Raw genomic sequence first — 573 nt, 5'->3', positions numbered from 1 at the left:
TGTGGGAGGAGGCCGGCACCGGCGCGCTCGAAGCGTTTGCTAAGCCGGCCATTCTCTCCGCCGATCTCGCCGGCCTGCTGCTCGACTGCGCCTCCTGGGGGGCGCGCCGCCCGGAGCGTGACCTGCTCTGGCTCGACCCGCCGCCGGCCCCGGCGCTCACCGAGGCGCGGGCGATGCTTGGCGCCATCGCGGCGCTCGACGGTGATGGCGGCCTGACTGAGGCGGGCCGCAAAATCCGCGCGTTGGCGCTGCCGCCGCGGCTCGCCCGCATGGTGGTACTCGCCGCAGCAGACGGCGAGGCCGAGCTCGCGGCGGAAATCGCCACGGTGATCGTCGAGCGCGGGCTGGGCGGTGATGGTGCGGACCTGCGCGATCAGATCACCCGGTTCCGCCGCGATCGCACGCCCCGCGCCACCGATGCCCGCGCGCTGGCGAAGACCTTTGCCCACCAGGCAGGCGGCCGGGGCGGCGGCGCGGCCCAAAATATCGAGGCGTGCGGCCGCCTGCTTGCCCTCGCCTTCCCCGACCGCATTGCCAAGGCGCGCGGCAAGGCCGGCGAGTTCTTGATGGCGA

1 pseudogene is annotated in these 573 nt (G+C 74.2%); it reads left to right on the top strand.

Annotated elements, in window-relative coordinates:
- A pseudogene (locus GSQ79_RS01380) lies at nucleotides 1–573 on the top strand (ATP-dependent helicase HrpB); the annotation flags it as partial.

This window comes from Beijerinckia sp. L45, from assembly GCF_009765775.1.
Taxonomy (GTDB): domain Bacteria; phylum Pseudomonadota; class Alphaproteobacteria; order Rhizobiales; family Beijerinckiaceae; genus RH-AL1.
The sequence above is the reverse complement of the archived record's forward strand: the minus strand, read 5'-3'. Positions and strand labels throughout refer to the sequence as shown.